The sequence below is a fragment of the Cupriavidus necator genome (assembly GCF_040578825.1).
Taxonomy (GTDB): Bacteria; Pseudomonadota; Gammaproteobacteria; order Burkholderiales; family Burkholderiaceae; genus Cupriavidus; species Cupriavidus necator_E.
Map to the genome: position 1 here is coordinate 38828 of NZ_JBEFLI010000001.1, position 26795 is coordinate 65622.

The following is a 26795-nucleotide window of genomic DNA, read 5'->3' on the forward strand; positions in this document are numbered from 1 at the left end:
GGACTAGGAGATCGATGATGAAGACAACGCTTGCGAAACTTGCATTGGCCGCCATGCTGCCACTTGCCATGCACGCTGCCTCCGCGGCGGACTGGTACCCGTCCGCCTACGGCCCGAACGACGAAATCGGTGCGGCAAATTTGCTGACCTCCGATGTGGTCAGACAGGCCGTCACGCTGGTGAGGACTGGCAAGACGTATCCGCTGGCCGTGCCCGTGGACAAGGACCTGCCCGCGTTCCGCCACCGCAGCTTCCGGCTCTACAACGTGCAGGTGGGCCAGCAGGCTGGAAAGTCGCTGGGGCCCAACAAGTTCACCTTCAACGACGAACTCGTTAACGCCTGGACGGGTGTCGGCACGCAGCTCAACGGCATCGGCCACATTGGCATCGATAACGTCTATTACAACGGCAACAGGGCTGCGGACTTTGTCGCCGTCGATGGCGTGAAGAAGCTCGGCGTCGAGAAGGTGCCGCCGATCGTCACCCGCGGCGTGGTGCTCGACATGACCGCGCACTATGGCAACGCAGTTGTCCCGGGGGGAACCGAGTTCACCATCGCCGACATCCAGGCCGTTCTCAGGAAAGAGAGCCTGACCCTGCGCAAAGGGGATGTTGTGCTGTTCAATACGGGGTGGCTGGAGCTTCTCGGCAAGAACAACAAGCAGTTCCTGGAGGTAGAACCCGGGATCGGAATGGAAGCCGCGCAGTGGCTGGCCGACCAAGGCATTGTTGCATTTGGCGGGGACACGTGGGCGTCCGAGGTCTATCCGAATCCGCGCGGCAAAGAGGAATTCCCGGTCAACCAGTACATGCTCGCGAAGCGCGGCATCTACAACCTGGAACTGATCGACAGCCGGGCTCTAGTGCGCGACAAGGCTTGGGAGTTCCTGTTCGTGCTGGGCCAGCCACTATACGTTGGCTCTACGCAGGTCAACGTCAACCCGGTAGCCATCCGGTGACGGCGCCAGGGTGAAACGAGGGACATTATAGGGTTGGGGCCGGCCGGCATTCGGCCGCCCCCAACGCCGCGTCTCATCAGTGGTTATCGCGCAATCCCAGCACGTTGGCGCCGATCTTGGGGTCAATGCCGCGTTCCAGTTGCTGCGGATAGGCCGTCACCGTCACTTCCAGCGAGCCCGTGCCGACTTCCATCGACAGGATATGGCCGCCGTAGGTATCGAAGCTGCTGTCTCCCGCCACGCCATGCGCATGGATCGAGGGCTTGCCTTCCTTCCAGGCCAGGCTGCCGACGATGCTGGCCATCTCCACGTTGCGGAAGGTGCGCGGGTTGAATTGCTTCTTGCCTGCATCCCAGAAGCCGAACGTGACATTGGCGAAGCCGATCGCGGACAGGCTGGCGCTGGGCACCTTCTCGCAGATTGCAAAGGCTTCGATCTGCTCGAAGACGTTGTCGCCCATGCGCAGCACCAGCAGGTAGCCGGTGGGGGTCTTGATGTAGCGCGGCACGGTGTCGCGCGGATAGTTGGCATTCTGGGCGCGGGCGTCCAGCGCCGCCTTGCATTCGGCGGACGGGGCCGGCTGCGCCGCGGCGGGCGCGGGCACCAGGGCGGCGGCGCCGAAGGCGGTGCCGGTTGCGAGCATGGCGAGCGCCTGGCGGGCGCGCAGGGTTGTGCGAAGGATCATTGGTTGTCTCCTGACTGGTTTGTTTGTGGTTGGGTTTGTGGCTACCACACGCGGATTACGAGGACTACGAGGATTACGATGCGGGCGGATGTGGCGGCAGCAGGATGTCCTTGCCGACCGCGCGGATGTCGGTGTGGCCGCAGAAGGCCATGGTCAGATCCAGTTCCTTGCGGATGATCTCCAGCGCGCGCGTCACGCCGGCCTGGCCCATGGCGCCCAGGCCATACAGCATCGAGCGGCCGATATAGACGCCCCTGGCGCCGAGCGCGACCGCCTTGAGCACGTCCTGCCCGGAGCGGATGCCGCCGTCCATATGGACTTCGATGCGCTCGCCCACGGCCTCGGCGATGCCGGGCAGCGCGCAGATCGACGCCGGCGCGCCGTCGAGCTGGCGCCCGCCGTGGTTGGACACGATCAGCGCATCCGCTCCCGACTGGCACGCCAGGTGCGCATCCTCGACGTCCTGGATGCCCTTGAGCACCAGCTTGCCGGGCCAGCGGCGACGGATCCATGCCACGTCGTCCCAGTTCAGCGTCGGGTCGTACTGGCGGCTGGACCAGTCGGCCAGCGAGCTCATGTCGTCGACGCCCTGCACATGCCCGATGATGTTGCCGAAGGTGCGCCGGCGCGTGCTCAGCATGCCCAGGCACCAGCTCGGCTTGCCCATCATGTTGAGCAGGTTCCACGGCGTCAGCCGCGGCGGTGCCGACAGGCCGTTGCGCAGGTCCTTGTGGCGCTGCGCGCTGACCGGCAGGTCCAGCGTCAGCACCAGCGCAGGGCAGCCGGCGGCGCGGGCGCGGTTCATCAGCCGCTCGACGAAGGCGCGGTCGCGCATCACGTAGAGCTGGAACCAGAACGGATGCCCGCCGGTGGCCTCGGCCACGTCTTCGATCGAGCAGATGCTGACGGTCGACAGCGTGAACGGCACGCCGAAATCGCGCGCTGCGCGGGCGGCCAGGATCTCGCCGTCGGCATGCTGCATGCCGGCCAGCCCGGTCGGAGCGATTGCCACCGGCATGGCCACCTCCTGGCCCAGCATCTGCGTGGCAATGCGGCGCTCGTCGATATCCACGGCCACGCGCTGGCGCAGCAGGATGCGGCCGAACTCATGCTGGTTGGCGCGGTAGGTAGATTCGGTCCACGATCCCGAATCGGCGTACTCATAGAACATGCGCGGCACGCGCCGCCGGGCGAGCCGGCGCAGATCCTCGATCTCGTTGATGGACGACATGGTGTGTTGGGCGTAGAGGAGGAGATCAGTGCAGCCACGCGGCCGGCACCAGGATCAGCTGCGGGAACAGCACGAACAGGAACATCAGCGCAGTCAGGCTCAGCAGGAAGGGCCAGACCCCGCCGATCACGCTGTCCAGGCTGCAGCGCGAGGTGCCGGCCACCACGTTGAGCACCGTGCCGACTGGCGGCGTCAACAGGCCGATGGCGTTGTTGAGCACGAACATCACGCCGAAGTACACCGGATCGATGCCGGCCTTGGTGATCACGGGCATCAGGATCGGCGTCATGATCAGCACCGTCGGCATCAGGTCGAGCGCGGTGCCGACCGCGATCACCAGGATCATGATGACGAACATCAGCAGGATCTTGTTGTCGATGAAGGGTTCGAGCAGGTCGGTCACCTGCGCCGGGATATTGGCGATGGTGATCAGCCATGCCGAGACCAGCGCGCACGCCACCAGGAACAGCACGGTGCTGGAGGTCTTGGCCGCCGTGACGATCAGCCCGGGCAGGGCGCGCAGCTTCAGTTCGCCGTAGACAAAGCGGCCGACCACGATGGCGTAGACCACCGCCACCACCGCGGCCTCGGTCGGCGTGAACGCGCCGATCTTCATGCCGCCGATGATCACAACCGGCAGCACCAGCGCCCACACGCCGTCGAGCGCGGCCTTGGCGAGGCGGCGCGCACTGAACGGTTCCACCGGCGCCAGCTTCTCCTTGCGCGCGCAGAAGTGCCAGGTCACGGCAAGCGTCAGCGCCATCATGGCGCCGGGCGCGATGCCGGCCAGGAACAGCTTGGTGATCGACACCTGCGCGACCACGCCGAACACGACGATGGCGATCGACGGCGGGATCACCGGCGCGATGATGCCGCCCGCTGCGATCAGCCCCGCGGCGCGCGGCACGTTGTAGCCGGCGTTGCGCATCATCGGGATCAGCAGTGCGGCAACGGCGGCGGTATCGGCCACGGCCGAGCCGGAGATGCTGGCCACCACCGTGGCCGCGATGATCGCCACGTAGCCCAGCCCGCCGCGCACATGCCCGACCCCCGCGTCGGCCACGCGCACAATGCGTTGCGACAGCCCGCCGGCATTCATCAGCTCGCCGGCCAGCATGAAGAACGGCACCGCCATCAGCGGATAGTTGTTGACGCCCTCCAGCATGTTCTGCGCGAGGATCTGCGTATCGAAATTGCCCAGGTGCAGCATCAGCGCGACACCGGAAGCGAGCAGCGCAAAGGCGATGGGCATGCCGAGCGACATCGCGCCCAGCAGCGAGCCAACAAAGACAAAGATGGTCATGATGGATTCCTTGCGCTTATTCGCCGGTGGCGCCGGACTGCGGCACCAGCTCGTGCTGCTGCATGCGGCCGCTGACCAGCCGCCACAGCCCGTGCAGCAGCATCGCCGCCATGCCGACGCTGCATACCAGCAGGCAGGCATAGACCACGCCCAGCGGCACGCCGGTGACGGGGGCACGGTCGTCCATGCCGATCGTCACCAGTTGCCAGGCGCCGTGCGCGAGCAGCAGGCAGCAGCCCAGTGCGCCGGCATCGGCGAGCAGGCGGCAGGCGCGCTGGCCGTTTTCGCCCAGGCGCGAGACCACGGTGGACATGCCGAGGTGGGCCTTGTCGTGCATCACCAGCAGCGCGCCGATCAGCGTCAGCCACATGAAGACAAAGCGCGAGGCTTCCTCGGAGAAGGCAATGCCGGAATTGAAGACGTAGCGCAGGACCACGTTGCCGAAGACCAGCACGATCATGGTTGCCATCATGGCGACCATGGCGCCCTGGGCCAGGCGGAGCGTAATGCGGTTCATGACTTGGAACTCCTGGTTGGACGGGCGTCAGCGCAGGGTCGCTGCGGGCGCCTCGATCCGGTAAAAGCGCATGGCGTTGTCGTGCCACACCGCTTGCGCGGCGGCGTGGGGCAGGCCTTCCAGCCCGGCGGCCACGGTATTGACGATTTCGTGCAGCGACGCGCGCAGGCCGGAGACCGGCAGGTTGCTGGCGAACATGCAGCGCTGCCAGCCGAAGATCTCCAGCGCCTGGCGGATCACGCCGACATTGCCGGCGCGGTCCCATGCCGCGCCGGGCAGGCCGAACTCGGACAGCTTCAGGTGCACGCCTGGCTGGCTGGCCAGCGCTGCAAGTCCGCGGCGCCAGCCGGCCAGGCCCGCTTCCGAGCGGTCCCATGGCAGGCCGGTGTGCTCGACCACCACGGCGAGCCCCGGCACGGCCGCGATCGCCTCGGCGGCTTCCTCAAGGTGCCACCACGGCACGCGCAGGTCCCACGCCAGGCCATGCTCGGCCAGCCGATGCAGGCCAGTCAGCCAGCGTGGGTCCTGCAGCGTGCCGGGCTGCCCGTGCACGCTGCCATCGGCGGTGCGGCTGGTGCGCGGCTTGCACCTTACGCCCCGCACCAGAGGAAAGGCCTGGTGCGCGCGCAGCTGTGCGGCCAGCGTGTCGCTGTTGAAATCGGCATGCGCCACCACCGCATTGGGAAAGCCGTGGCGTGCGTGGACCCGATGCAGCCACGCGGCCTCGGCCACCGACTCGTCGGCGTGCCGTTCGGCTTCGACATGCACGCTGGCGGCCAGGTGCAGGCCGTCCCATTGCCGCAGGTAGTCTCGCGGGTCGAAGTCCTGCCGCAGCGGGGCGTAGTCGCCGAGAAAGAAGGCGGCAGGGTCGTATCCTTCCTGCAGCCAGGGATGGCGCGCCGGGCCGAGCCGCCACAGGTGGTGGTGGGCATCGACGATGGCGGTGGGCATGGCGGGCATGGCGTGGTTCTCCTACCGCTGGGCGTCCATGGCGCGCAGCACGGCGTCGCCATTCTTCTGCACGAACAGCTGGCGCGTTTCCTCGCGCACTGCCTTGCGGATGCCGGCGTTGTCGGGATGCTCGTTGACCTGCACGCCCTTGGCGCGCAACGTGGCAATCGCGGCGGCTTCGTTGTCGGCATTGAGCTTGCGCTGGTAGGTGGCAGCGGCCGCGGCTTCTTCCAGCAGCACCTTCTGGTACTCAGGCTTGAGCGAGTCGAATTTCGCCTTGTTCATCAGCACCACCAGCGCGGTATAGGCGTGGCGCGTCATCGAGACATACTTCTGCACCTCGTACATCTTGGACGACACCATCAGCGTGGGCGGGTTCTCCTGGCCGTCGACCGCGCCGGATTCCAGCGCGCCGAAGACCTCGGCGAACGGCATCGGCTGCGGGCTCGCGCCCAGCAACTGGAAGGCCTTGATATGCGAGGGGTTGGGCGTGGTGCGGATCTTCAGGCCGCGGATGTCCTCGGCCTTGTTGATCGGCCGCTTGTTGTTGCCGAGGCTGCGGAAGCCGATCTCCCAGAAGGCCAGGCCCTTGATGCGGTGGGCGCCCAGCTCGTCGAGCAGCGAGCGGCCGACCGGGCCGTCCAGCACCTTGTAGGCCGACGGGCCATCCTCGAACTGGTAGGGCAGGTCCAGCACGTTCAGGCGCGGTGCCAGCCCGGTGACAAAGGGATTGCCGGTGGCACCGATGTCGATGGTGCCGCTGCGCACGCCGGTGACCAGCGTGGTGTCGTTGCCGAGCTGGCTGTTGGCGAAAACCTGGATCTCGACGCCGCCCTGGGTGCGCTCCTTGACCTTCTTGCTGAAGGCGAGCGCGGCATGGTGCTGCGAATCGGTTTCCGGAACGGTATGGGCAAAGCGCAGCTTGACGGGTGCCTGCGCGGCGGCCACGCCGGCGACGAACAATAGCGCCGCCAGCACGATATGCGGGATAACGTGTTTCATGGTGTCTCCTGGGTTGTCATGCGGCCCGGTCGGGTGTGCCGGGCTCTGTGCGCCCCGTGCGGGGCAAGTAAGGATCAGGGAGGGGGATGCAGCAGGCCACGCCGGGCCAGGTTGGCCATCAATGCGCCGATGCCGAAGGTCCACGGCGGCAGGTCGTTGCTGTTACCGACCCAGTTGATCAGCCCGCCGAGGTGCGACGCGGAAATGCTGACGCGGTCGCGCAGGTGGTGGGTAAAGCCGGCGCCCGGCGCGTCGCGGTCCTGCACCGGCGCGAACAGCGTGCCGCAGAACAGCATCATGCCGTCGGGGTACTGGTGGTGCGCGCCCATGGCATGTGACACCAGTTCCTGGGGCGAGCGGCTGATCCGGGTCATGGCGCTTGCGCCGTGCAGCACGAAGCCATCCTCGCCTTCGATGGTGAGGTCGACTTCGGTGTGGGCGATCTCGTCGATGCCGAAATGCGTATCGCACAGGCGGATCCACGGGCCGATGCCGCACGATGCGTTGTTGTCCTTGGCCTTGCCCAGCAGCAGCGCGCTGCGGCCTTCGAAGTCGCGCAGGTTGACGTCATTGCCAAGCGCCGCGCCGACGATCTCGCCGCGCGGCGAGACCGCCAGCACGACCTCAGGCTCGGGGTTGTTCCAGGTCGATTGGGGGTGCAGGCCGACATCCACTCCGGTGCCCACCGACGACAGTGGCGCGGCCTTGGTAAAGATCTCCGCATCCGGGCCGATGCCGACTTCCAGGTACTGTGACCACAGCCCTTGCGCTACCAGCACTTCCTTGATGCGCATGGCTTCGGGCGAACCCGGGCGCACCGACGCAAAGCCCGGGCCGACGATGGCGCTGACGTTCTCGCGCACGGCCGCGGCGCTGGCCGCATCGCCGCGTGCCCGCTCCTCGATCACGCGCTCGACCAGGCTGGCGGCAAAGGTCACGCCGGCGGCCTTGACCACCTGCAGGTCGTTCGGCGCCAGCAGGTGGCGGTGCGCAGGGTCCGGGCCATGCGCACAAGTCGCATCGAGCCAGTCCTGCAGTGGCCCCAGAGAAGACCCGGTGGCGTTCCGCACGCGTTCGGCGCAGTCTGGCCGCGCGAGCAGCCCGGCAATCGTGGGCGCAGTGGCGCTGATGTCGAACAGCTCCGCGCCGCGCACGACTACCGTGGCGGGGCCGCCGTTCGGGCCAGGCAGCCAGGCACGCCCGACCAGCAGGGCCCGCTCCGCGTCGCGGGGCAAGGTTTCCTCAATCGTGATGCGTCGGTTCATGTCACACCTTGACGTTGGCGTCCTTGACCACGCGCGCCCACTTCACGCGCTCCGCTGCGATGAACTGCGCAAAGCGCGCCGCCGTGCCGCCGCCGTCCTCGGCGCCGAAGCCGGCCAGCTTGCTGGCGACATCCGGCATCGCCAGCACCTTGTTCATGTCCGCATTCATGCGCTCGACCATCGGCGCCGGCAGGCCGGCGGGGCCCACCAGCCCGTACCACGTGCCGGCATCGAAACCGGGGAAGCCGGACTCGGCCAGCGTCGGCACCTTGGGATAGCTGGCCGCGCGGCGCGGGCGCGTCTGCGCGATCGCCACCACCTTGCCGCCCTGGATCTGCGGCGTGGCCGAGGTCATGGTCTCGAAGCTGAAATCGATCTGGCCGCCGATCAGGTCCGTCAGCATCGGCGCCGAGCCGCGATAGGGCACATGCAGCGCATCGACGCCCGCACGCAGCTTGAACATCTCCAGCGCCAGATGCTGTGCCGCGCCCGCGCCGGACGAGCCGAAGGTGATCTTGCCGGGCTGGCTGCGGCACAGCGCGACCACGTCGGCAACCGAACGCGCACGCCCCCTGGTGTTGCAGATCAGCAGGTTGGGCGTGACCCCCACCAGCATGATCGGCGTGAAGTCCTTCTCCACCGAATAGCCGAGCTTGGGATACAGGCTGGGCGCGATGGCATGGTTGCTGATATTGGTCATCAGCAGCGCGGTGCCGTCGGGCGCCTGCCGCGCGGTGTATTCCGCGGCGACCACGCCGGCCGCGCCGGGGCGGTTCTCGACGATCACCGACACTTGCCACAGTGTGGAGAGCTGCTGCGCGATCACGCGGGCCATGACATCAGTGCCGCCACCCGGCGGGAAGCCCACGATGATCCGGATCGGTCCGGCCGGCAGCGGCGAGGCGGCCCCCGCCAGCGGGGCGGCCAGCGCGGCGGCGCCCGCCCACAGGAAGGTGCGACGTTGCATGCTTGGTCTCCTTTGTAATTTTGTTTTGCTGTTTTGCTCGTGAAGCCGGCTTGGCTTACAGCGAATCCTGCAGCATCGCCAGGTAGTCTTCGGCGCTGGCCTCGCGCGGATTGGTCTTGTGGCAGTGGTCCGCCAGCGCATAGTCGATCGCGCGCGGGAACAGCGCCGGGTCCACGCCCATCTCGCGCAGCCCCGGCGGCAGTCCCAGGCGGCGGCTCAGGTCGCTGATCGCCGGCCCGATGGCGTCGGCATCGGGTAGTCCCATTGCCTGCGCGATGCGGGCCAGCTTGCTGTCTGCCTGCATCGACGGCGCGTCCGCGTTGAATCGGATCACCGCCGGCAGCAGCACCGCGTTCAGGGTGCCATGGTGCAGCGTCGGCATCAGTCCGCCGAGCGCGTGGCTCAGGCTGTGCACGCAGCCCAGGCCCTTCTGGAACGCGAGCGCGCCCTGCATCGATGCGCTCATCATCGCCAGCCTTGCGTCACGGTCCTGCGGATCGCGGCGGGCGCGCTCGATATGCAGCCACGCGCGGCGCAGGCCATCCAGCGCTATGCCGTCGGCGGGCGGATTGAACGCGGGCGCCATGAAGGTCTCCAGGCAATGCGCGATGGCATCCATGCCGGTGGCCGAGGTCAGCATCGGCGGCAGGCCCAGGGTCAGCTCGGGATCGCAGATCGCCACGCGCGGCACCAGGTAGGGCGAGAGCACGCCCACCTTGCGGCCGTCGTCGAGGATCAGCACCGCGCCACGGCCGACCTCGCTGCCGGTGCCGGCGGTGGTGGGGATGGCGATGACCGGCGCGGTGGCGGCCGTGATGCGCGCCACGCCGCCTTCGATCGCGGCGAACTGGCGCAGCGGCCCCTCGTGCGTGGCGCACACCGCCACGCCCTTGGCCAGGTCGATCGGCGAGCCGCCGCCCACCGCGATGATGCCGTCGCAACGGTACTCGCCATAGAGGCGCATGGCCTCGCGCATGGCGGCTTCGGTCGGGTTGGATGGCGTGCCGTCGTAGATCACCGCCTCGCAGCCGGGGCGCAGCTGCTCCAGCACGCGCTGCACGATGCCGGCGGCCTTGACGCCGGCATCGGTGACCACCAGCGGGCGGTTGATGCCGATGCGTTCGCATTCCTGGGCCAGCAGCCCGATCGCGCCGAAGTCGATCTGGATCTGGGTGATGTAGTGGATGAGGGCCATCTTGTCTCCATGCTGTGTGGGGTGCGCCGTGTGCCTGTGGGCGGGCCGGCTGCATTGGTGACGAAGTCTAGGAACAAGGCCCGCGGGTCACAACGTGGAATTACTTGAAGGCTGCCCAAGAAAAACTCACAGCACCGGATGCCTAGTTTTTCTTGAAACGGCGCTGAGATTTTCTCGTTTTGCGGCGCGCGGCGCGGGCCCTAGACTGGCGCAGACCAGCCGGATTCCGGACCACCGCCCGCTGCCGGACTACTGCCCGCTGCCGGGCCTCCTCCACACCAACGACAACCATGAGACAACCGATCCTGATCGAGCGCGACGCGCAGGTCGCCACCATCACGCTGAACAACCCGGACAAGCTCAATGCCATGGACCTGTCCATGTGGCAGGGCCTGACCGAAGCCATCCAGGGCCTGTCGGCCGACGGCACGCTGCGCTGCGTGGTGCTGCGCGGCGCTGGCGACAAGGCCTTTGCCGCCGGCGCCGACATTGCCGAGTTCGACACCATGCGCGCCAACGCCGCACAGGCGCAGCAGTATGGCGAGATCACCAATGCCACCATGCGCGCCATCGCCGAATGCCGGCACCCGACCATCGCGCTGATCCAGGGCGCCTGCGTCGGCGGCGGGCTGGAGATCGCGTCGATGTGCGACCTGCGCATCTGCGGCAGGTCGAGCCGCTTTGGCGTGCCGGTCAACCGGCTCGGTCTGGTGATGTCGTATGGCGAACTGGGCGGGCTGGTGGCGCTGGCGGGGCCGGCCACCGCGCTGGAGATCGTCCTGGAAGGCCGCGTGTTCGATGCCGACGAGGCCCTGCACAAGCGCCTGGTCAATCGCGTGGTGGCGGACGAGGCCGTGCCGGACGAAGCCTATGCGGCGGCACGGCGCATCGCCGCTGGCGCGCCGCTGGTGGCGCGCTGGCACAAGCAGTTCGTGCGCCGGCTGCTCGATCCCACGCCGCTGCGTCCGGAAGAGCATGCCGAGTCCTATGCATGCTTCGATACCGAGGATTTCCGCATCGGCCACCGCGCCTTTATCGACAAGACGCGCCCGCAGTTCGTGGGCCGTTGAAAGCACCTACTTTCCAAGCATCGCGGCGCCGCCATTCCCATGCGGCCGCCCCAACCTCAGGTGGTATCCATGAATTTGCCGTTATCGAAAATCAAGGTCCTGGACGTCAGCCAGATCATGGCCGGTCCGTTCTGCTGCATGCTGCTGGGCGACATGGGCGCCGACGTCATCAAGGTCGAAGCGCCGGGTGCCGGCGACCAGACCCGCAAGTCGATGGGCTTCCGGCTCAAGGGCGATGACAGTGGCGGCTTTCTGGCGCTGAACCGCAACAAGCGCAGTGTCGAGATCGACCTGAAGAACCCGGCCGGCCTGGAGGCCTTCTATGAACTGGTGCGCGGCGCTGACGTGCTGGTGGAGAACAACCGTCCGGGCGTGGCCGCTCGCCTGAAGATCGACTATGCGGTGCTGCGCGAGATCAATCCGCGCCTGGTCTACGCCAGCATCTCCGGCTTCGGCCAGACCGGGCCATGGTCGCGGCGCCCGGGGCTGGACCTGATCGCGCAGGCCATGTCGGGCGTGATGAGCGTAATGGGCCATCCGGACGCGCCGCCGGTCAAGGCCAGCGTGCCGATCGCCGACCTGGGGGCCGGGCTGTTCACCGCCTATGGCGTCCTCAGCGCACTGATGGGGCGCGAGCACACGGGCCAAGGGCAGTATGTGGATGCCTCGTTGTTCGAGACAGCGCTCGGCCTGTCGGTATGGGAGTCGGCGGAGTACTGGGGCACGGGCGAGGTGCCGGTGCCGATCGGCAGCGCCAACCGGATGAGCGCGCCGTACCAGGCGGTGCAAGCGGCGGACCGGCACTTTGTCATCGGTGCGGCCAATCCCAAGCTGTGGGCTGCGCTGTGCGATGTGATCGAGCGGCCGGACCTGCTCGCCGATCCGCGCTTTACCGACAATGCGGCGCGCATCCGCAACCGCGCCGGGCTGATCCCTGAAATTGAGGCAGAATTCGCGCGCAAGCCGGCGGCGGAATGGGTCGACGCGCTGCTCGCGGCCGGCGTGCCGGCGGCGCCGATCTTCACCTACGACGAAGCGCTGTCCAGCGAACAGGCGGTCGCGCGCGACATGGTGCTGGAGATCGAGCACCCGGTCGAAGGGCGGGTCAAGGCGCTGGGCTTCCCCGTCAAGCTAAGCGGCACGCCGCAGCAGGTGCGCTATCCGGCGCCGTTGCTGGGGCAGCATACCGACGAGGTGCTGGGCGAATTCGGCTTCGATCCGGCCACCGTCGTGCGGCTGCGTGCGCAGGGTGCGTTCGGCGCCCCGGTGCGCTCGCAAGAACTGGAACGCGGCGCCGCCTGAGCGCACCGCGGGATCATCTATACCGATAAGAGACAGGAGACAACCATGCAGATGTCACGTTTGCTATTGCGGCGCTGGGCGATGCCGGCGGCCGTGGTGCTAGGGCTGCTGGGCGGTACGGCCGCGGCGAGTGCGGAAACCTACCCCAGCCGGCGCATCGAACTGATCGTGCCGTGGCAGGCCGGCGGCGGCGCCGATGTGGTGGCGCGCGCGCTGTCCGCGGCGGCGGCCAGGCACCTGCCGCAGCCGATCGTGGTGATCAACAAGCCGGGCGCCACCGGCGCGGTGGGGTTGGGCGAAGTGGTCCACGCCAAGCCGGACGGCTACAAGCTGGTGCTGTCGTCCAGCGAGCTGACCTTCCTGAACTACCTCGGACTGGCCAAGTTCACCTACCAGGACCTGGTGCCGATCGCGCGCCTGAATGCCGATCCTGCCGCCGTGGCAGTACGCGCGGACGCGCCGTGGACAACGATCGAGCAGTTCGTTGCTGATGCGCGCAAGCCGGGAGCCAACATCCGCGTGGGGAATGCGGGGCAGGGCTCGGCGTGGCATATGGCTGCCGCCGCGCTGGCCGACAAGACCGGCGCGAAGTTCAACCATATCCCGTACGCCGGCGGCGCTCCCGCCACGCTTGCGCTGTTGGGCGGACATATCGATGCAGTCACGGTCAGCACGGCAGAGGTCTTCACGCACGTGGCCGCGGGCAAGCTCAAGGTGCTGGCGGTAATGGCCGACAAGCGCGTCAGCGGCTTCGAGAATGTGCCGACGCTGAAGGAGCGCAATATCGACCTGTCGATGGGGATCTGGCGCGGCATCTCGGCGCCCAAGGGCACACCGCCCGAGGTGATCGCAGTACTGAAGGCGGCCATTGCCAAGTCCGTGCAGGAGCCGGTGATGCGCCAGACGCTGGAGAAGCTGCATTTCAGCACCGATACCTATGCCGACGACGTGACGCTGCAGGCCGCCATGGTGAAGGAGTCAGCGCAGTTCAAGCAGCTTGCCACCCGCATCTCCGTCAAGGAGTAGGCCCATGCGCGACGAACAAGCGGCGCCTGTCGAGCCCTTTATCGATGCGCACCAGCATTTCTGGGACCTCGGCCGCAATCCATATCCGTGGCTGCAGGACGAAGCGGTGCCGAACTTCCGCTATGGCGACTACTCGGCGCTGCGCCGGAATTACCTGCCGGAGGATCTCGCCCGCGACACGGCCGGTTGCGCGCCCGTCAAGACGGTGCACGTCGAGGCAGAGTGGGCGCGCGCCAATCCCGTCGATGAGACCGCATGGCTGACGCAGCTCGCTGCGCGGACGGGGAGGCCGACGGTAGTCGTCGGTCATGCCCAGCTTGACCGCGGCGATGTCGAGGAAGTGCTGGCCGGCCATGCCGCCTACGCCATGATGCGCGGCATCCGCAACAAGCCGGTCACCGCCGCCCGGCGGGAGGATGCGCGGCGTGGGCTGCCGGGCTCGATGGACGACGAGCGTTGGCGGCGCGGCTACGCCTTGCTGGCGCGCCATGGCATGTCCTTCGATTTGCAGTCGCCGTGGTGGAACCTGGACCAGGCGGCGGCGCTGGCGCGGGATTTTCCCACCCAGCTGATCCTGAACCATACCGGGCTGCCGGCTGACCGCAGCGAGGCGGGGCTGGCCGGCTGGCGCGCCGCGATGGCCGCGCTGGCTGAACAGCCCAATGTCGCCTTGAAGATCTCGGGCCTGGGTTTGCCGGGCAAGCTGCGGACGCAGGCCGACAACGTGCCCGTGATCCGCGACGCCATCGCCATCTTTGGCGCCGAGCGCTGCATGTTCGCCAGCAACTATCCGGTGGACAGCCTGGTGGCCAGCTACGACACCATCGTGGCCGGCTTCCGCGCCGCCATCGCTATCTGTTCGCCGGAACAGCAGCGCGCGCTGTGGCACGACAACGCCCAGCGCATCTATCGCCTGTAGCCACACAAACCCATGGATACGCCACCGGCCCGCGCATACCGCGCCGGGTTGGATGGCTTCGTCCGCAACATCAAAGGAATCCCTGATGAACAACGGATTGCAACCGGGCGCGACCTGCTCGCGCACGCTGACGGTCGACCGCCAGCGCACCATCGATTTTCTGGGCGAAAGCCTGCGCATCTACGCGACGCCTGAACTGGTGCGCGATATCGAGCAGACCTGCCTGGATTTCCTGCAAGGCTATCTCGACGACGGTGAAAGCTCGGTTGGCGCGGAGGTCTCGGTGCAGCACAGCGGGGCCACGCCGCTTGGCGGGGAAGTGCGCATCAGCGTGGAGGTGACCGCTATCGACGGGCGCAGTGTCACGTTCGGCGTGACTGCCGAAGATGCCGCGGAGACGGTGTGCAGCGGCACGCATCGCCGCTTTGTGGTCGATATCGAGCGGCTGCGTGCACGCGTGCAGAAGAAGACGGCATTGATGCAGGGCGCGGCATAACGTTGCGCGGCATGCCTGCCGATCGGGGCAGGCCGTGCGGTACGCGGGCGTCGCCCGCGCCGCCCTCAGGCGGGGGCCGGCTGCTGCTGGTCCGTCGCCACTTCCGCGCGGATCCAGTCGGTAAAGCTGCGGATGCGGCGGTCTTCCAGCCGCTCCTTCGGGAACACCACGAAGTAAGAAAACTCCACCGGCAGCCGGATCGATTCGAACAGCCGCACCAGCCGGCCTTCGGCCAGGTCCTGCTCGATCCAATTCTTCTTCACCAGCGCCACCCCCAGGCCGCTGAGCGCCGCGTTGATGACCAGGTGGCTTGGCCAGAACGACGGGCCGCGGCTGGCATCGACATCGGTGACCCCGGCGTGCTCCAGCCACATCGCCCAGTCCGGGTTGCTGACGTCCGTGTACGTGCTGTCGTCGTGCAGCAGCGTATGGTGCTTCAGGTCCGATGGCGTTTCCAGCGGATTCGGCCCCTGCAGCAGTGCAGGGCTGCAGACCGGGATCACTTCTACCGCCAGGCACAGCTCGCTATGCAGTCCGGGATAGTCGCCGCGGCCGTAGCGGATCGCCATGTCGAAATCATCCCGCTCGAAATCGATGCGGTGGTTCGACGTCGACACCTTCAGGTCGATATCCGGGTGCGCCTTCATGAAGCGGTCCATGCGCGGGATCAGCCATTTGACCGCGAACGTGGGCGGCATGTTGACCTTCAGCGCCGGGCGATCCTTGCTGTGCAGACGGTGCGTGGCATCGGCGAGCTGCTTGAACGCTAACTGGACGCTAGGCAGGTAGGCCGTGCCAGCCGGCGTCAACACCAGCGCCTTGGCCTCGCGGATGAATAGCTGTACGCCCAGGCTTTCTTCCAACGCCTTGATCTGGTGACTGACTGCTGATGGCGTGACGAACAATTCCTCGGCAGCCCGCGTGAAGCTCAGATGCCGGGCGGCCACTTCGAAGGCCCGCAGCGGGTTAAGTGGAGGAATCTGTCTCGACATATTGGGGGTTATCGCAGAGTGGCAACGTTTCACTCGATGTGGGCGCCTTGCCGGCATGCTGCATGTTGTCTCATGGCAGGCCGCAGCACAATAGCATCCGTGCAATGGCGTATGAATAGGAGGCTGTCCCGTGTAGGGGAATCCGTGGGCCCTATATCTTGCCCATCTCGGTGACCACCGGGCAATCCGGAATATCATGCCCTGGGTAATGGCGATGTGCACGATACGACCCTCGCCGCTGGCGCCTTTGCGCGATCGCCGCTCAGTGGCTCGCGACGTAATTGACGAGCGGGATTTGACCGACGCCGCGGAGCAGGCCGCCAAGGCCACCGACATTGCCGAACTGCTCACGCGCTTCCCCGAAAAACGCACGCTTTACCGCGAGGTCTGCGGCTTGCTGGTCCTTCCGCTACTGGGGCACTCCAACCGCGAACAAGTTACAGCCTAGTGCGCACGGGCAGCATGGGCACGTCGGCGGAAGTGCTGCAAGCATTTTGGCAAGGAGTTGCACCGACCGCGGATCGCGCACTGCGAACACGCTCCATGCCTGTCCAGCTTGCTTGGTGCGCCGACCCGGTCCAGGGCCATCGTCTCGCAGTCCTATTTGTCCTGCTGGGCGGCGTGGAAGCATTCTTTACCGCCATGGAAGGCGACGGCAAGCGCTGCCCGTTCGGGTTGTTTGGCTGCTTGGTCTCGCCGATTGCCGCGCGGTTGTACGTAGAGATTGGATTATTTGTCTGAGTGGTAGCGGAGAGAATAAATAAAAGCCCCGGAATCGCGAGATTCCGGGGCTTTTTCTTTTGCATGCGTGAACCGGTGCGTTTACATCGCGGCGTCCTTCAGTTTCTTCATCGCCCGAACCTTCACCTTCACGGCGGCCGGCTTGGCCGCGAACCATTGCTCTTGGCCAGTGAACGGATTTTTGCCGAAGCGCTTCTTCGTGGCCGGAACCTGGATGGCCGAGACCTTGAACAGGCCCGGCAGGGTGAATTCGCCAGCGCCCTTCTTGTGCAGGGCGTTCACCATGGTGTTTTCCAGGTGGACCAGCACGGTCTGGACAGCCTTCTTGTCCAGCTGGGTCTGTTCCACGAGGTGTGCCAGCAGGGTGGACTTATTGAACGTGTCCTTGATCGGCTTGGCAACCGGTGCAGCAGCGGCTGCCTTCTTGGCAGGAGCGGCATTCTTGGCAGCAACGGCCTTCTTGGCCGGGGCAGCCTTCTTAGCTGCGGTCTTCGTTGCAGTCTTTGCGACAGGTTTCGCTTTCGTGGCCATAGTCGTGTCTGATGAGTAAAGTGCGCGCCCGACAGCGATCTTTAGTTGGCGCACGGGCGAAGCATAGCAAAAGCGGCCGCGTATGCAAGCGGGTATCGGGATTTCCATGATCTCCCGTTTTGCTAGCCTTTGCGCTCGGCTTCTGCGTCTTCTTGAAGCGCTTGGTATGCAGGTGTCAGGGTCGCGGCGATCCGGTCGCAGGTGCGATTGCTGGCCAGCCCCAACATTTGGCTCACGTCATCGCGAGAGTGACCGGCCAGGAGGTGGCGCCGGCAGAACGTATTGCGCAACGTGCGCGGGCTCATTTCGACGTTAGTGGCGCCGATCGCGTTGAGGATCTCGGACACGATACGGCCGAAGCTCATGTCGGTGATCGGACGACCATCTGGGGTAAGGGTGAAAAGCAATTCGCCCTCGATGGGGAGGGCCGCGCGCCGGGTACTCCAGGCCTGTAGGACCGGTACCGCGAAGCTAGCCAGGTGCATCGTGCGGGCGTCCCGGGGCCCATGTGCCCGCACGACGAGGTAGGGTGGGGTCGCGTCCAGCCTCAGATCCGCACAATGGGCAGCGCGCGCTTCCGCCGCGGTGATGCCGGTACCGAGGAATGCCGCGACGATTGCCTGGCTGCGCAAACTGGCCAGATCGACAGGAGGCAATTTGAGATACGCCTGCAGCCGCCCATCCTCAGCTTTGCTCAGGAACTGAGGCGTTGGTTCCTGGTCTGGCCAGCGTTCAGCTGTGAGCAGCGTAGCGGCAGGGTTGTCCTGCCGTACGCCGGCGAAGACCAGATGTCGGCACAGCCGGTCCAGCAGCTTCACATACCGCATACGGGTGGCCTGCGAGTATGTGCGGCCATTGGGGGTTTGCCAGAACGCATCGACGTCGGCCGTGCCAAAGGAGGCAATGGTCGTGCCTCGTGCCAGCAGGTGCCGACGAAAATGCTCGAACATTGCCTGATGCTGGATGATCGAGCGCGCCGAGAAGGGGCGGCGATCAGCGCCGGCCGCTTCGCGAGCCTGCCAGTCCTGGTACGCCTGGGGTGGGTTGCTGAACCAGAGGGAGTCCATTTGTGTCATGCACCCTGTTATATACTGAATTTGCCTCATCTCACACCACCGGCCACCGCTTCGCGGCGGATATCGCTTGCAAATAAGGGGGGCAGAACCGCGGCCGCCCATAAAGGTTGCGGCGCGCGGCGAGTCTTGCGCAGGTGCAGGCGTAGCGAGGGTAGGTGGCGTCCAGCATGTCCGCGATCCGCTCCAGGCGGTCCGCCTGCGTGAAGCAGCACGCAAGCAGGCATTCGCCGGCGCAGTAACGCATGACTTCTTGAAGTAGTGCATACCGCTTTTCGGGAGGGAACTGCAGATTGCCGACCTTCGCCCACGCTTTGAGCCCTGCATGGGCGAGCGCCACGAGTTTGTCGGGTGTTACCGGCCCGGTTTGGCAAAGCTCAACCGCATCCCGATGTAGCTGTCGGTCAAGATCACTCATGCCGGCACCTCGGTGGAAGGATGGAGATCCCGGACGCTGACCCAACGCTGGCAGACTTTTGCGCGGCCGCGCACGAAGTCTTCCACTTCAACGTCGGCGGTGGGGCCGTTCGGCCCCCTGAAGACCGAGAGCACGCGAGCCTGGCGCGAGGGAAGAGCGGGAGCGGCCCGGTAGAGCAGGGTGGCGAGGGCGCCGGCGTGGATCCATCCGTACGCGCGATAGAGCGGTGTGCCGTTAGCGTGCTGGCCGGTTTGGTCACGGAAGGCCGGCTTCAAGCGGCCGAGGAAAGCGCCGAGTTGCGACCGCTGCATGCCGATGCCACCAGTGGTTTCTTGCAGGGCAGGCAGTTGGGGACCGTACCGCGGGCCAGCGCGGCGCGCATGACGCGTCGATACTCGGCGCCGCCCGCCAGCATCACCAAGCCGACACGGTTTGGCCAGGCAGCGGGCTGCAGGTAGCGCGGCAAGTCGGCCATCATCTGGTCGGCGCGTTGCCGCGTCATGCGCACATCATAGGGTGCAGCCGCGTTTCTTCTGCCAGGCGCGGCATCCTCCGGTACCGCCAGCAGGTGTCAGCCAGGCGTCAGGTGTGGTGCGAGCATGTCGGCAGCAGTCAAGGGCAACCGTCCTGCGACCGTCATCCGGTCTCACGTATAATTTCACGATGGTGAAAGAAACGAGGGCCCGCCTTCTTGCTGGCTTTCCTTCCGCAATGAACATGCCCCATGCTACGACCACTCCCGGATCCGACACCGCCGTCACGCGCAACCATTCGTACCATTCTGCAACTGGGTAATCGCATTCGCGCCACGCGAGCAGGGGAAGGGATGCCCAATGACCAGGCAGCAAGGGGTTGCTGTGTGTCTGTGGGCATGCTGTCGAAGCTCGAGAACGGCAAGGGCGTCAATCTTGAGCAGGTCCTGCGTGTGCTGGACGGTTTAGGTTTGACGATGTTGGTCGTTCCGAAGGCGCATGGCCCTTGGCTCGAGCAGGCCGCTACCCATGCGGCCAAGCGCGGTGACGAGTCAGTGTGGGAGCCCCACGATTAACGGCCGGATGGATGGCGGGAGCAGCAGGGCGGGTTGCAGCGCCTCTGAGCCGTTGGGATCGCGCTTGCGGCGCCTTCTGGCTGGCAGTCTCTGTGCGCTCTTGTATCGACCGAGAGACCGCGGTGTGCTACCTGCCAGATTCACCCGCGATGAATCCTTGATGAGGCAAGCCCGGTAACGGTGGCGGCACCAGCCCGATTTCCATCACCAGCCTCGCCCCACGTCGCGAGACGGCTCGCCGTCGAACATACCAATGGGTCACTTTCGATGAGGGCCATGCTACCTTATAAAGTGTTGCGCTGCCAAGGAACTGATGCAGGGCCAGGGAGATGATTTAGGCGGCGGTGTCTGGAAGAAGCGCCTGGACAAGAACAAGCACCGCTCGATCGTTCTCAATAAAGTAGGAAAGCGGTGGATATTCACGTTCCTGTTCGCAAAGAAGGACCGGGACAACATCAGCGACAAGGAGTTGGTCGCGTTCAAGAAGCTCTCCAAGCATTACGCAGAGGCTTCAGCTCAGCATATGGCCGAGCTGATCCAGGACGGGGAGTTACTGGAGATTTGCCATGACTGCTAAACGATTCAAGAGGGACGCCTTCGAGGCAATTCACAGCGCTGCATCCGGTCTTCGCAAGGCGAAGGTCATCGACACGAAGACGATGCGGGAATATGAAGATCTCTGTCTGGAAGAGCCCCCTCACTTTGAGGCCAAGGACATCGTGCACATTCGTAAGGCGGCCAAGGTTAGCCAGCCCATCTTTGCCTTGTACCTCAACACCAGCACATCGACAGTTCAAAAGTGGGAAAGCGGCCAAAAGCAACCCAGCGGTATGGCTGCCAGGCTCCTGCAGGTAGTCAAGAAGCATGGCCTAGATGTACTCACCTGAACTGGTCATCGGCTCTGACAATGCGGGGCTGGGATGGGGTGGGGCGATCGGTGGAGGAGGCCTTGCCATGCGGACTCTGCTTAATTCGGTCGTTCCGCGGGGCGCGCGTGTTCGGTTCGTTTGCGCGACCTAGCGTACGTTCAGGCCTCGCCGTGCGACACCGCGTTTCGCATCCGTAGGCGAACGCAGGAGGCAAAGGGATCGTGGCAGCGTCAATCTGGTTGACATCGGATGAAGTGGCGTTCCTGAGCAATGAGATGACACCGATTCGTAACATCGAACTCATTGGTGAGGGCAACCACAATATCGATCTGCCCGGTTTGGCGTGCGAGCGGTGAGACACGGTCGGCTGCACGACGATGACGCACGTGTATCTGCATGTCGGGCGGACAAGAGAGATGAAATAGACAAACCACAGGAGTCACTCAGCATGAAACCGTCTCTTGCTCTCTCATCTCATGGGGAGGCCATTCGGCGCGTAGTGGCGACGCACCGGGCCAGTAATCCGCGCGTCTTTGGTTCGGTCGTTCATGGCGAGGACACCGAGGGCAGCGATTTGGACCTTCTCATTGATCCGACGCCAGACACGACGTTGCTCGACATCGGCGCGATTCGCCACGAACTACTTCAGTTGCTGGGTGTGCCCGTCGATGTGTTGACGCCAAAGGCCTTGCCGGAAAAATTCCGCGCCACCGTGCTTGCCGAAGCGGTGCCGGTATGAGACGCGCGATAATCCATAAAGTGCTTTATAAATAACATTTCGCATAACAATCGTTATGTTCAATGATAACTATCGTTGGGAGTGGTATCGCCACATGGAGAAAGCGACATATGCGACACCACAGGATGTGAAGGCAGAACTACGGACAGCCAGCATCCTCAAGGGTGGTCGCGTGGTATTCAATATCGCCGGGAACAAGTATCGCGTGATCCTGGCAATCGACTATGAACGCCAAATCGGGTGGGTCCGTTTCGTTGGCACCCATGCCCAATACGACAAAGTTGACGCGGAGAGCGTGTGATGGATATCAAGCCCATTCGTACCGAACAAGACTACGACACTGCAATGGACCGTATCGGCCAGCTATGGGGCGCGCCGGTCGGCTCGCCCGAAGCCGATGAGCTGGAAGTCTTGTCGATCCTCGTGGAACGCTACGAGGAAGAGCATTACCCTATTCCGCCATAAGCCGTTCATTGGTTCCAGTGGTCGCGTGTCTGAGGTTCTGAACCGCAAGCGCAAGCTCAGCCTGAGCATGGTCAAGCGCTTGCATGATGGCCTGCGCATCCCCTATGAAAGCCTGCTGTCGTAGGAGCGCGAGCGAAAAACAAAATCATGAAAACCGACGCGTCGCGGCCCTCAGAGGCCAAACCAGTTCGTCAGCCGCAAACCAGCCAATTCCGCAAAATCCTTGGTATTACGCGTCACCAGGGTCAGCCCGTGCGCGATCGCAACCGATGCAATCTGCCCATCCACGAATGGCAATGTGAATCCAGCCCGCTCGCGCGACTGGCGGAGCTCTGCGTGGATCCGCGCCGCGGCACCGTCATAAGGCAATATGGGCAACGTGCCAACGACGTCTTGCACAAAACGGCCAACAGCGTCCTTGCGTTGGCCCTCTGGCATGCGCAACCAACCATAGCGGAGCTCATGCCAGACTGGGGCCGGAATGGCTAGCTCACCATCGTAGCGGGCCAAATTCTCCATTACCGCGACCTCAGGTCTCGGCCGCATAGCCTCTGAAATAATGTTGGTGTCCAGCAACCAACTCACGGCGCTCACCATGAGAATTCCCTTCCTCCATCGGGTTGACGTAATTGCTCAAAGGGATCGCCCTCATCTTCCTCTGCTGCATAGCTTTTGCGCCACTCCGCTAAGCGCGCAGAAAAGCCAGATGACGAGCCAACAAGCTGCCGATATTGCGACCAAGACATCAAGACCCCGGCCGCCTGTCCGCGTCTGGAGATCATTAGTGGCTCTTGCGACACTTCCACGCCCCGGAGCGCATCAGCGAGGTGCGCTCTTGCCTCAGAGAATGGGATCGTTTGCATGGGATGGCGCTCCTTGCCAGAAATGTACATTTCAATTGTACATGCAGCGCGAGCAGAAGTCCCGAATCAACGGCCGATTATGCGGGCTGGCGGCGTAATCTTATTTTCGCCCTGCGACTCATCCAAGCCTTTCGGTAAGCCAATCTGGGGCGATGCGATAACAAAATGGGAGTGCAATCCTCCCAAAACGAGAGTGTCAAAGAACGACAGCCCGAACGCTGACCCGCGGTGGATCTGTCCTTCGTGCGCAATCGGGAACGCGCCAGTTGTTTCCCCAGCGACGCAGGCGCCCGACACAGTTAACCTGTTTCGTTGCGGTCTCGGCAAGTCGGGACGCTATTCAAGAAGTTTTCCTCGATAGTGGCCACGGCGCACGCGCCGAGACCGAAGAAGCGGCACGAACGATTACCCGGATAAGCTGTGGATTCGTGGTGATGACCGTGGAAAGCTCGTTGCACTCCCATTGCTTCGATGAGCGTGTCAATCGCATCGAACCCGTGCGGGTGGCAAGCCGGAGCTTCGTGGCTTACCAGTACATCCGCACGCTGACTTAATAGCGCGTTGTACGTCTGCGGGAAGATCGTGCTGCGATGGCGCCGCGGCAGAACGCCATGGACGGCCAGCGCAATGAGGCCATCGTCTACTTCGCGTTCGACCTGCCCTACTGGGAAGGCCGCGACCTGCGCAACGTACCGCTGGTGCAGCGCCGGGCAAAGCTGGCCACGCTGGTCGCGGACCACACGGAGCGAGTGCGCTTCAGCGAGGCCTTCGACGCGCCGCCCGCGCAGATGTTCCAGGCCGCCTGCCAGCTTGGTCTGGAAGGCCTGATGTTCAAGTGGGCAGAGTCCCCCTATGAATCGGCGCGCACCCAGAGCTGGCTGAAGGCGAAGTGCAAGCTGCGCCAGGAGTTTGTCATCGGCGGCTTCTCCGACCGTGAAGGTTCCCGCACCGAGATCGGCAGACTCTATCTGGGCGTCTACGCCGACGGCGAGTTGCGCTACGCCGGCGGCGTCGTGTTCGCATGACGACTCCGGATGCGACAGCAGCGCGCCCGCTGGTTTGTGATCGACGTGCTCGCCGGGCCTAGCCTTCAATCCCTTGCCCCGCTTCTACCCAATGTCTCCCATCGTCGTCCCGCTTCTGCTGAATTCCCTTTTCCCCCTTGACATCGTTCTCCCTTCGCCTAGACTAATGTAATCGATTGCATTTGCCAGTTTGGCCACCGCTCTGCGACTGTGCAATATTTTTTGAACTTAAATGTAATCGATTACATGCGACGAAAACCACGAAGGAGATATCGACATGCAGGAACGCCGTCGGAAGTTTTATGGCTGGGGCTACGAAGGGGACACCGTCACGCCGGAGGAAATCTCCGAGTTCGAGGCCGCGTGGAGCCGCCTGCTAGGCGTCGAGCATTTCGAGGCCATGCCCTTCCCCACTGCGGATGAAATCGAGCTCCGCGCCCCGCGCGTCCAGCCGCCTGCAACGCTGCGCGAGATCTGCACGACAGACCACTACGACCGCCTTTATCACACCTACGGCGCCGGTACGGTGGACGTGGCGCGGGCCATTCGGAAGGAGTTCCCGAACCCGCCAGACGTCGTCGCGTATCCCAAGACCGAGCAGGACATCGTCGATCTCTTCGACTGGTGCGGCCGCCAACAGCTCGCCGTCGTACCCTACGGCGGCGGCTCCAGCGTGGTCGGCGGGGTGACCCCCCCGGAGCACGACCGCTACCGAGGCGTCCTCACACTCGACCTAAAACATTTCGACAAGGTGCTGGAAGTCGACCAGACCTCGCAAGCCGCACGCATCCAGGCCGGCGTGCTCGGGCCGAGCCTGGAACGTCAACTCAAGCCGACCGGGCTGACCATGCGCTTTTTCCTTCAGGCATGGGAGTTCTCGTCGCTGGGGGGCTGGATCGCGACCCGCGCCGCCGGGCATTTCGCCACCGCCTACACGCAGATCGACGACCACATCGAAAGCCTCAAGGTCGTGACTCCCGCGGGCAATATCGAGTCGCGCCGCTTTCCGGTATCGGGCGCGGGCCCCAATCCCGACCGGCTGTTCCTGGGCTCGGAGGGCGCGCTTGGCATCATTACCGAGGCCTGGGTCAAGCTGCACCGCCGCCCGGTCTTCCGCAAGCAGACCACGGTGCGCTTCCGCGATTATGCGAAGGCCGTGGAGGCGACACGGCTGCTGTCCCAGTCTGGCCTGAACCCCGCGAACGCGCGGTTGGTCGAGCGCGAGGAGGCAGCCTACACCGGCTCCAGCGACGGCACCTACGACATCCTCGTGCTGGGCTTCGAGTCGGCGGATCACCCGGTCGATGCGTGGATGGCACGCGCGCTGGAGATCTGCGCTGAATGCGCCGGCGAGTGGGATACCGCTGCGGCAGCCAAGGAGGAAGGCGCCGATTCGGCTACGGCAAGCTGGCGCAACAAGTTTCTGCGCGGACCCTATCTGCGTGAGTACGCCATTGCGCGCGGCGTCATGCGCGAAACCATGGAAACTGCCGTCACGTGGGACCGCTTCGCCGCGCTTCACCAGCACGTCAAGGCCGAGACTCATCGCATCATCCGCGAAGTGACGGGCCGCCCGGGCTCGGTGACCTGCCGCTTCACCCACCTGTATCCGGACGGCCCTGCGCCCTACTTCACCTGGTTTGCCTATGGGGACAAGTCCCGCATTCCCGAGCAGTACATGGCAATCAAGCGGGTGGCGGAACAGGCCATGGTGGACGCCGGCGGCACCGTCACGCACCACCACGCGCTCGGACGGGACCATCGGCCCTGGTATGACAAGGAGCGGCCTGAGCTCTTCTGCACCGCGCTGAAGGCGGCCAAGCAAGCGTTCGACCCGAAGCAGATCCTGAATCCCGGCGTGCTGTTCGACCCGAGCTGAAGCTCTGCCATTCACAGGAGACAAAACCATGGCAGGACCTTTGGAAGGCATCCGGGTGCTCGACCTGAGCCGCATCCTTGCGGGACCGTGGAGCACCCAGTTACTGTCGGACCTCGGTGCCGACGTGATCAAGGTGGAGCGGCCCGGCAGCGGGGACGATACGCGCGCCTGGGGGCCGCCCTTCCTTGCCCGGGAAGACGGCACCCCGACGGCTGACTCGGCCTATTTTCTTTGCGCCAATCGTGGCAAGCGCTCGATCACCTTGGACGTCAGCAGCGAGGAGGGACAGGCCGTGCTGCGCGAACTGGCGAAAACGGCCGATGTCTTCGTCGAGAACTATAAATGCGGCGACATGCGGCGCTATGGTCTGGACTACGACACGTTGGCGGAGCTCAATCCACGCCTGGTCTACTGTTCGATCACCGGCTTCGGGCAGACCGGGCCGTACAGTCACCGGGCCGGCTACGACTTCGTTGTGCAGGCCATGGGCGGGCTCATGAGCATCACCGGCGAGTGCGATGACCTCCCCGGCGGAGGGCCGCAGAAATGCGGCGTACCTATCTCGGACCTGATGACAGGGATGTACGCGTCGGTGGCCATCGTCAGCGCCTTGTTCGAACGGGTCGAGAGCGCACGCGGCCAGTACATCGACATGAGCCTGCTCGACACGCAGGTCGCGTGGCTTGCGAACCAGGCTTCCAACTACCTGGTAGCGGGTTCCGAGCCACGACGTTGGGGTAACGCCCATCCGAACCTCGCGCCCTACCAATCGTTCGCGACCAGCGATGGCGCGCTGATCGTTGCAGTCGGCAACGACCGGCAGTTCGGCGCCCTGTGCGGCGCACTGGACCTGGGCGAACTGGCACGCGACGAGCGCTACGCGACCAACGCCGCGCGCCTGAAGCACCGCGACAGCCTGGTGTTCTTGCTGGCTGACCGATTTCGTGGCCGCGACACGGCAGCCTGGCTGGTCGTACTGGAAGCCGCCGGCGTGCCGTGCGGACCGATCCACTCGATTCCGCAGGCCTTGTCGGATCCGCAAGTGCGGTCGCGCGGCATGGTGTTCTCGCTTCCCCATGGAAGCGGAGCGATCGCGCCGCAGATCGCCAACCCGATCAAGTTTTCCCGCTCCACCGTCGAGTATCGGCGTGCCCCGCCAGTGCTCGGCGAGCATACGGACGACATCCTGAGACGCGACCTCGGCTTGTCCGCGGACCGGATTTCGGTATTGCGCAAGAGGGGAACGATTTGAACCGCAGGTAGC

At 64.9% G+C, this 26795-nt stretch carries 34 protein-coding genes and 1 pseudogene; 18 read left to right on the forward strand and 17 right to left on the reverse strand.

The genetic code is table 11. From position 1 onward, the window contains the following. The first annotated feature begins 17 nt into the window (after positions 1-17). Positions 18-959 (forward strand): cyclase family protein, encoded by a 942-nt coding sequence (locus AB1I47_RS00170; RefSeq protein ID WP_354681778.1) that lies wholly within the window; start codon positions 18-20, stop codon positions 957-959. 76 nt (positions 960-1035) lie between these two features. On the opposite strand, the gene AB1I47_RS00175 is transcribed toward AB1I47_RS00170, so the two are convergent. From AB1I47_RS00175 to AB1I47_RS00215, 9 genes are all read right to left on the reverse strand, one after another. Further along, positions 1036-1644, reverse strand: a complete 609-nt coding sequence (locus AB1I47_RS00175) for a PPC domain-containing DNA-binding protein (RefSeq protein WP_354681779.1) — start codon at positions 1642-1644, stop codon at positions 1036-1038. A gap of 73 nt (positions 1645-1717) precedes the next feature. After that, positions 1718-2875: an alpha-hydroxy acid oxidase gene (locus AB1I47_RS00180; protein WP_354681780.1), complete on the reverse strand. Its 1158-nt coding sequence runs from the start codon at positions 2873-2875 to the stop codon at positions 1718-1720. A 25-nt stretch (positions 2876-2900) separates the two neighbouring features. Next, positions 2901-4178: a TRAP transporter large permease gene (locus AB1I47_RS00185; protein ID WP_354681781.1), complete on the reverse strand. Its 1278-nt coding sequence runs from the start codon at positions 4176-4178 to the stop codon at positions 2901-2903. Between the two features lie 16 nt (positions 4179-4194). Further along, positions 4195-4695, reverse strand: a complete 501-nt coding sequence (locus AB1I47_RS00190) for a TRAP transporter small permease (RefSeq protein ID WP_354681782.1) — start codon at positions 4693-4695, stop codon at positions 4195-4197. Between the two features lie 27 nt (positions 4696-4722). Then, positions 4723-5655, reverse strand: a complete 933-nt coding sequence (locus AB1I47_RS00195; RefSeq protein WP_354681783.1) for an amidohydrolase family protein — start codon at positions 5653-5655, stop codon at positions 4723-4725. A 12-nt stretch (positions 5656-5667) separates the two neighbouring features. Beyond that, positions 5668-6648, reverse strand: coding sequence for a DctP family TRAP transporter solute-binding subunit (locus tag AB1I47_RS00200; protein ID WP_354681784.1), 981 nt, complete (start codon positions 6646-6648; stop codon positions 5668-5670). A gap of 74 nt (positions 6649-6722) precedes the next feature. After that, positions 6723-7913 (reverse strand): fumarylacetoacetate hydrolase family protein, encoded by a 1191-nt coding sequence (locus tag AB1I47_RS00205; protein WP_354681785.1) that lies wholly within the window; start codon positions 7911-7913, stop codon positions 6723-6725. A 1-nt stretch (position 7914) separates the two neighbouring features. Beyond that, positions 7915-8880, reverse strand: a complete 966-nt coding sequence (locus tag AB1I47_RS00210; RefSeq protein WP_354681786.1) for a Bug family tripartite tricarboxylate transporter substrate binding protein — start codon at positions 8878-8880, stop codon at positions 7915-7917. A 55-nt stretch (positions 8881-8935) separates the two neighbouring features. Beyond that, complete coding sequence (locus AB1I47_RS00215) at positions 8936-10075, reverse strand: iron-containing alcohol dehydrogenase (RefSeq protein ID WP_354681787.1); 1140 nt, start codon at positions 10073-10075, stop codon at positions 8936-8938. 290 nt (positions 10076-10365) lie between these two features. Here AB1I47_RS00215 and AB1I47_RS00220 point away from each other — a divergent pair, with 290 nt between their 5' ends. The 5 genes from AB1I47_RS00220 (at position 10366) to AB1I47_RS00240 (ending at position 14888) form a co-directional block, all read left to right on the forward strand. Next, positions 10366-11145, forward strand: coding sequence for an enoyl-CoA hydratase-related protein (locus AB1I47_RS00220; RefSeq protein ID WP_354681788.1), 780 nt, complete (start codon positions 10366-10368; stop codon positions 11143-11145). A gap of 69 nt (positions 11146-11214) precedes the next feature. Continuing rightward, complete coding sequence (locus AB1I47_RS00225) at positions 11215-12447, forward strand: CaiB/BaiF CoA transferase family protein (protein WP_354681789.1); 1233 nt, start codon at positions 11215-11217, stop codon at positions 12445-12447. A gap of 45 nt (positions 12448-12492) precedes the next feature. Then, positions 12493-13473, forward strand: a complete 981-nt coding sequence (locus tag AB1I47_RS00230) for a Bug family tripartite tricarboxylate transporter substrate binding protein (protein WP_354681790.1) — start codon at positions 12493-12495, stop codon at positions 13471-13473. A gap of 4 nt (positions 13474-13477) precedes the next feature. Then, positions 13478-14392 (forward strand): amidohydrolase family protein, encoded by a 915-nt coding sequence (locus tag AB1I47_RS00235; protein ID WP_354681791.1) that lies wholly within the window; start codon positions 13478-13480, stop codon positions 14390-14392. An 85-nt stretch (positions 14393-14477) separates the two neighbouring features. After that, the gene (locus tag AB1I47_RS00240; protein WP_354681792.1) at positions 14478-14888 is read left to right on the forward strand and encodes a thioesterase family protein; all 411 of its coding nucleotides are present in this window, start codon (positions 14478-14480) and stop codon (positions 14886-14888) included. A 65-nt stretch (positions 14889-14953) separates the two neighbouring features. Here AB1I47_RS00240 and AB1I47_RS00245 read toward each other — a convergent pair whose 3' ends face one another. Next, positions 14954-15880 (reverse strand): transcriptional regulator GcvA, encoded by a 927-nt coding sequence (locus tag AB1I47_RS00245; protein ID WP_354681793.1) that lies wholly within the window; start codon positions 15878-15880, stop codon positions 14954-14956. Positions 15881-16214: 334 nt separating this feature from the next. Here AB1I47_RS00245 and AB1I47_RS00250 point away from each other — a divergent pair. Next, positions 16215-16381, forward strand: a pseudogene (locus AB1I47_RS00250) (DNA-binding protein); the annotation flags it as partial. 42 nt (positions 16382-16423) lie between these two features. Continuing rightward, positions 16424-16621: a hypothetical protein gene (locus AB1I47_RS00255; protein WP_354681978.1), complete on the forward strand. Its 198-nt coding sequence runs from the start codon at positions 16424-16426 to the stop codon at positions 16619-16621. An 81-nt stretch (positions 16622-16702) separates the two neighbouring features. Here AB1I47_RS00255 and AB1I47_RS00260 read toward each other — a convergent pair whose 3' ends face one another. The 5 genes from AB1I47_RS00260 to AB1I47_RS00280 all read right to left on the reverse strand — a co-directional run bounded on the left by AB1I47_RS00260 (position 16703) and on the right by AB1I47_RS00280 (position 19145). Then, on the reverse strand, positions 16703-17152 hold the full coding sequence (locus tag AB1I47_RS00260; RefSeq protein WP_354681794.1) for an HU family DNA-binding protein: 450 nt from the start codon (positions 17150-17152) through the stop codon (positions 16703-16705). 122 nt (positions 17153-17274) lie between these two features. Next, the gene (locus AB1I47_RS00265) at positions 17275-18258 is read right to left on the reverse strand and encodes a tyrosine-type recombinase/integrase (protein ID WP_354681795.1); all 984 of its coding nucleotides are present in this window, start codon (positions 18256-18258) and stop codon (positions 17275-17277) included. Position 18259: 1 nt separating this feature from the next. Beyond that, positions 18260-18643: a hypothetical protein gene (locus tag AB1I47_RS00270; protein ID WP_354681796.1), complete on the reverse strand. Its 384-nt coding sequence runs from the start codon at positions 18641-18643 to the stop codon at positions 18260-18262. After that, the gene (locus AB1I47_RS00275) at positions 18640-18954 is read right to left on the reverse strand and encodes a hypothetical protein (RefSeq protein WP_354681797.1); all 315 of its coding nucleotides are present in this window, start codon (positions 18952-18954) and stop codon (positions 18640-18642) included. The genes AB1I47_RS00270 and AB1I47_RS00275 overlap by 4 nt, the downstream gene beginning before the upstream one ends. Continuing rightward, positions 18915-19145 carry a hypothetical protein gene (locus AB1I47_RS00280; protein WP_354681798.1) on the reverse strand — a complete coding sequence of 77 codons (231 nt, stop codon included), beginning with the start codon at positions 19143-19145 and terminating at the stop codon, positions 18915-18917. The genes AB1I47_RS00275 and AB1I47_RS00280 overlap by 40 nt, the downstream gene beginning before the upstream one ends. Before the next feature lie 324 nt (positions 19146-19469). Between AB1I47_RS00280 and AB1I47_RS00285 the strand changes: the two genes are divergently transcribed. The 7 genes from AB1I47_RS00285 to AB1I47_RS33790 all read left to right on the forward strand — a co-directional run bounded on the left by AB1I47_RS00285 (position 19470) and on the right by AB1I47_RS33790 (position 21764). Beyond that, positions 19470-19691, forward strand: coding sequence for a helix-turn-helix domain-containing protein (locus tag AB1I47_RS00285; protein WP_354681799.1), 222 nt, complete (start codon positions 19470-19472; stop codon positions 19689-19691). A gap of 286 nt (positions 19692-19977) precedes the next feature. Beyond that, positions 19978-20268 (forward strand): type II toxin-antitoxin system RelE/ParE family toxin, encoded by a 291-nt coding sequence (locus AB1I47_RS00290; RefSeq protein ID WP_354681962.1) that lies wholly within the window; start codon positions 19978-19980, stop codon positions 20266-20268. After that, positions 20258-20578 carry a helix-turn-helix domain-containing protein gene (locus AB1I47_RS00295; protein WP_354681800.1) on the forward strand — a complete coding sequence of 107 codons (321 nt, stop codon included), beginning with the start codon at positions 20258-20260 and terminating at the stop codon, positions 20576-20578. The genes AB1I47_RS00290 and AB1I47_RS00295 overlap by 11 nt, the downstream gene beginning before the upstream one ends. 203 nt (positions 20579-20781) lie before the next feature. Then, complete coding sequence (locus tag AB1I47_RS00300) at positions 20782-20916, forward strand: hypothetical protein (RefSeq protein ID WP_354681801.1); 135 nt, start codon at positions 20782-20784, stop codon at positions 20914-20916. Between the two features lie 92 nt (positions 20917-21008). Then, positions 21009-21299: a nucleotidyltransferase family protein gene (locus AB1I47_RS00305; RefSeq protein WP_354681802.1), complete on the forward strand. Its 291-nt coding sequence runs from the start codon at positions 21009-21011 to the stop codon at positions 21297-21299. Between the two features lie 55 nt (positions 21300-21354). Further along, positions 21355-21600 (forward strand): type II toxin-antitoxin system HigB family toxin, encoded by a 246-nt coding sequence (locus AB1I47_RS00310; RefSeq protein ID WP_354681803.1) that lies wholly within the window; start codon positions 21355-21357, stop codon positions 21598-21600. After that, entirely contained in the window at positions 21600-21764 is a 165-nt protein-coding gene (locus AB1I47_RS33790) for a hypothetical protein (RefSeq protein ID WP_407935777.1), read from the forward strand. Before AB1I47_RS00310 ends, AB1I47_RS33790 begins: the two co-directional genes overlap by 1 nt. A 171-nt stretch (positions 21765-21935) precedes the next feature. Here the strand turns inward: AB1I47_RS33790 and AB1I47_RS00320 are convergent, their stop codons facing one another. Together AB1I47_RS00320 and AB1I47_RS00325 are read right to left on the reverse strand one after the other, a co-directional pair. After that, a complete protein-coding gene (locus AB1I47_RS00320) occupies positions 21936-22361 on the reverse strand; it encodes a type II toxin-antitoxin system VapC family toxin (protein WP_354681804.1) in 426 nt (141 codons plus the stop codon). Next, positions 22355-22627: a type II toxin-antitoxin system Phd/YefM family antitoxin gene (locus AB1I47_RS00325; protein ID WP_354681805.1), complete on the reverse strand. Its 273-nt coding sequence runs from the start codon at positions 22625-22627 to the stop codon at positions 22355-22357. The genes AB1I47_RS00320 and AB1I47_RS00325 overlap by 7 nt, the downstream gene beginning before the upstream one ends. A gap of 611 nt (positions 22628-23238) precedes the next feature. Here AB1I47_RS00325 and AB1I47_RS00330 point away from each other — a divergent pair. The 3 genes from AB1I47_RS00330 (at position 23239) to AB1I47_RS00340 (ending at position 26783) form a co-directional block, all read left to right on the forward strand. Further along, positions 23239-23652, forward strand: a complete 414-nt coding sequence (locus tag AB1I47_RS00330; RefSeq protein ID WP_475572019.1) for an ATP-dependent DNA ligase — start codon at positions 23239-23241, stop codon at positions 23650-23652. A 277-nt stretch (positions 23653-23929) separates the two neighbouring features. Beyond that, the gene (locus AB1I47_RS00335) at positions 23930-25531 is read left to right on the forward strand and encodes an FAD-binding oxidoreductase (protein WP_354681806.1); all 1602 of its coding nucleotides are present in this window, start codon (positions 23930-23932) and stop codon (positions 25529-25531) included. 28 nt (positions 25532-25559) lie between these two features. Further along, entirely contained in the window at positions 25560-26783 is a 1224-nt protein-coding gene (locus AB1I47_RS00340) for a CaiB/BaiF CoA transferase family protein (protein WP_354681807.1), read from the forward strand. Positions 26784-26795: the final 12 nt, after the last annotated feature.